4 protein-coding genes are annotated in these 3579 nt (G+C 65.8%); 3 read left to right on the top strand and 1 reads right to left on the bottom strand.

Annotation, left to right across the window (positions count from 1 at the left end; all coding sequences use genetic code 11):
- The 3 genes from VGD20_RS19390 to VGD20_RS19380 all read left to right on the top strand — a co-directional run.
- Positions 1–447, top strand: a 447-nt coding sequence (locus VGD20_RS19390) for a response regulator transcription factor (protein WP_331136015.1), incomplete at its 5' end; no start/stop codon positions are given.
- 112 nt (positions 448–559) lie between these two features.
- On the top strand, positions 560–928 hold the full coding sequence (locus tag VGD20_RS19385; RefSeq protein WP_331136014.1) for a response regulator transcription factor: 369 nt from the start codon (positions 560–562) through the stop codon (positions 926–928).
- Complete coding sequence (locus VGD20_RS19380) at positions 925–2988, top strand: PAS domain-containing sensor histidine kinase (RefSeq protein WP_331136013.1); 2064 nt, start codon at positions 925–927, stop codon at positions 2986–2988. The genes VGD20_RS19385 and VGD20_RS19380 overlap by 4 nt, the downstream gene beginning before the upstream one ends.
- A 38-nt stretch (positions 2989–3026) precedes the next feature.
- Here VGD20_RS19380 and VGD20_RS19375 read toward each other — a convergent pair.
- Positions 3027–3579: alpha/beta hydrolase (locus tag VGD20_RS19375; protein WP_331136012.1), on the bottom strand; the 553-nt coding region annotated here is incomplete at its 5' end.

The raw sequence follows: 3579 nt of genomic DNA, 5'->3' as shown, positions 1-3579 counted from the left end.
GGGCTCGACCTGCAGCAGTATCTGAGCGCGGCAGGCATTTCGAAACCGATCGTCTTCCTGACCGGGCACGGCGACATCCCGATGTCGGTGCAGGCGATGAAGGCGGGAGCGGTCGATTTCCTGACCAAGCCGGTGCGCGACCAGACCCTGCTCGACGCGGTGGTCGCGGGGGTCGAGCGCGACGTCGCCGAACGCGCGAGCGCGCGTGTGGTCCAGCAGCATGTCGAACGTTTTGCTACGCTGACCCCGCGCGAGAGCCAGGTGATGCGCGAAGTCGCGCGCGGACGGCTCAACAAGCAGATCGCCTACGACCTCGGAATCACCGAGATCACGGTGAAGCTTCACCGCAGCAATGTGATGAAGAAAATGCAGGCCGCGTCGGTCGGCGAACTGATCCGCGCGTGGGAGAAATTGCCGGTGACATTGCGCGAAAACGGCACAGCCTAGACTTTGGTATGGTTACAAAGCCTTACAAGCTGGGCAACATTGGCCCCATTGACCGACCCGGTCGTGTTGTAAAGGGCCGAGCCGCTTGCCCAGAATACCTCTTGTCGCGATCGTGGACGATGACGAAGCCATCCGCGAAGCCCTTTGCGATTTGCTGATGGTGACGGGGCTTGCCTGTCGCACCTTCGATGGCGCGCCGGCCTTCCTTGCCGATCATGCCGCGCGCGGCGTCGATTGCCTGGTCACCGATATCCGCATGCCCGGGATGACCGGGCTCGAGCTGCTCGAGCGCGTCCGCGCCGCGGGGTCGGACCTGCCCGTCATCGTCCTGACCTCGGTCCTCGACCCGGTTGCGCGGACGAAGGCGCTGCAGCTCGGCGCGCAGGCCTGGCTTACCAAGCCGGTCGCCGACGAGGCGCTTCTCGATCAGCTGAAATCGGCGATCGGGGCGGCGGACTGGCCGGCAGAGCCGGGGCATTGAGTCCGGCCCTGCCCGACGAGCCCGCCTCGTCGCCGCGCGATCCCCTTCAGGTCGCGAGCCGGGCGTCCGAGCCGGACGTTGCCGATTTCGCATCCGAAAGCGTGATCATCTTCGATGTCGAGGGTGCGGTCCATTACTGGAACCCGGCATCCGAAGCGCTGTACGGCTGGCCCTCGCTCACCATGATCGGTCGCGGCATCGGCCATTTGACGACGCGCAGCGAGAATGAGCGCGAGCATTGGCGCCTGCTGTTGCAGGAAGGGACGTGGCAGGGGGTCGTCAGCCGGCGCACCCCGTCGGGAATCCATATCGCCGTCGACATTCGCCAATATGTCCGCTTCGCGCAGGACGGGACGCCGCGCGACGTCATCGAATATGGCCGCCAGTCGCTGAACGACGGTGCCGTCGAGGGCGCCGACTGGCATATTCCCGACCGGCTGATGGCGGCGAGCTGGGAAATCGACGTGTCGGACGCAGCGCCGCTCATCGCCGAGATCGGCCGGCTTCGCAAAGCGGCGAACGCCAGTGACGAAAAGCAATTGCACGCGCGCTATGTCGAGCTGGTCGAGGTGGCGCGGATCGTCAATGTCAACGAACGGACGATGCGCCTGGTCGGGGGCAATCGCGGCCGCGACCTGATGATCGGCCAGCCGGTTGCGGGCTTCTGGCCGCTCGAAAGCCGCATGGTCGCCGGCGAGCTCTTCGCTGACGCAATGCTCGGTGAAACCGAAGGCGCGACCTATCGGCGGCAGATGCCGTCGGACGGCATCCTGCGCGACCCGCTGGTCACGGTGTGGCGCGCCGACGAGCCCGGACGGGTCTATGTTGCGGTCAACGGCACGGTCGACGACGACCGCTCCTATCTCTATTTGCGCGCAAGCGAAGCGCGGTACCGCAAGCTCGTCCACCATATGCCGGTCGCGCTGTGGCAGGTCGATGCCAGTCATATGGGACGGATATACAATGATATCCGGGCGAGCGGGGTGACCGATTTCGGCGCCTATCTCGACGAGCATCCCGAACTGGTCGAACTGGCCGCGACGACGGTGCGGGTCACCGACGTCAATCGCGCCGCGGTGCAGATGTTCGGCGGCAGCGGTGCGCTCGACCTGATGCGGCCGGTGGGATATTTGTTCACGGTCGCGCGCGAATCGCTCCGCAACGTGATGATCGGGCGCTTCAACGGGCAGGAAAGCCATCATGAAGTGACGAAGGTCGAGACCTTCGACGGCCGGGTCCGCGATGTGCGGATGTCGGTCACCTATCCCAAGCTTGTCGCCGAACTCGATGTCACGATCTTCAGTTTCGAGGATGTCACCGAGCATATGGGCATCGAGGCGGAACTGCGTCAGTTGCAGGCCGATTTCACGCACGCGGCGCGCATATCGACGCTGGGCGAGCTGACGACGTCGATCGCGCACGAGGTCAACCAGCCGCTCGCTGCCATCGTCACCAATGCCGAGACGAGCCTGCGCTGGCTGTCGCGCCCCGATCCGAATGTCGAAAAGGTCAAGGAACTGACGACGCGCATCGCGGCGAGCGGGCGGCGCGCGAGCGACATCGTGCAGCGCATCCGCGGTATGGCGGCAAAGCGCCAGCCCGAACGCGTGCCGCTCGACCTTAACGATGTCGCACAGGAATCGCTGATCTTCGTCCGTCACGAAATCGAATCGCGTTCGATCCGCGTGACGACCGACTTTGCCAGGGACCTCGCGCCGGTGACCGGCGACCGCATCCAGCTCCAGCAGGTGATCGTGAACCTGCTGATCAACGCGGTGCAGGCGGCCGAGGAGCGCGAGGGCGATCGCCGGATCATCCTCGGTACCGGAAGCGAAGCCGGGCAATCGACGCTGACGCTTCGCGACACCGGGCCCGGCATCCCCGCAGGCGATCTCGACCGGATTTTCCACGGCTTCTTCACCACCAAGGAAAGCGGAATGGGGATCGGGCTGGCAATCTGCCAGTCGATCATTGCCGAGCATGGCGGTGCGATCACGGCGTCGAATCACCCCGACGGCGGCGCCGAGTTCCGTTTCGCCATTCCCGTCGACGCAGGCTGACCGGTTGCGGGAGGCGGCGTCCCGCCTCCCGCCCCCTTTCATTCGCCAGCTGCAAAGACCGTCCGCAGATAGGCGACCGCCTGCGCCACCGCGCCGCGCGCCGCGGGGGTTTCGCCGATCGGATTCAGCATCATGAAATCGTGGATCGTGCCGTTGTAGCGTACGGCGGTCACCGGCACGCCCGCTGCGGCGAGATTGCGGGCATAGGCTTCGCCCTCGTCGCGCAGCACGTCATTCTCGTCGACGATCACCAGCGCGGGCGGCAGGCCGCCGAGCTGCCCGGCCGACGCGTTGACGGGCGATGCCAAAATCTCGCCGCGGCGCGAAAGGTCGGGCAGATATTGATCCCAATACCAGGCCATCGCCTTCGCGGTGAGCCACGGTCCGTCGGCAAACTGCTTGTACGATGCGCTGTCCATCGCGGCGTCGGTGACCGGATAGAACAGCAGCTGCGTCCGGAAATCGGGGCCGCCGCGCTCCTTCGCGAGCAGCGTCACCGCCGCGGCCATGTTGCCGCCGACGCTGTCACCGGCGATGGCCAGCCGCGTCGGGTCGACGTTCAAGGCCGCCGCGTGCTCCGTGACGTACACC

This window comes from Sphingopyxis sp. (assembly GCF_036402335.1).
Taxonomy (GTDB): domain Bacteria; phylum Pseudomonadota; class Alphaproteobacteria; order Sphingomonadales; family Sphingomonadaceae; genus Sphingopyxis.
The sequence above is the reverse complement of the archived record's forward strand: the minus strand, read 5'-3'. Positions and strand labels throughout refer to the sequence as shown.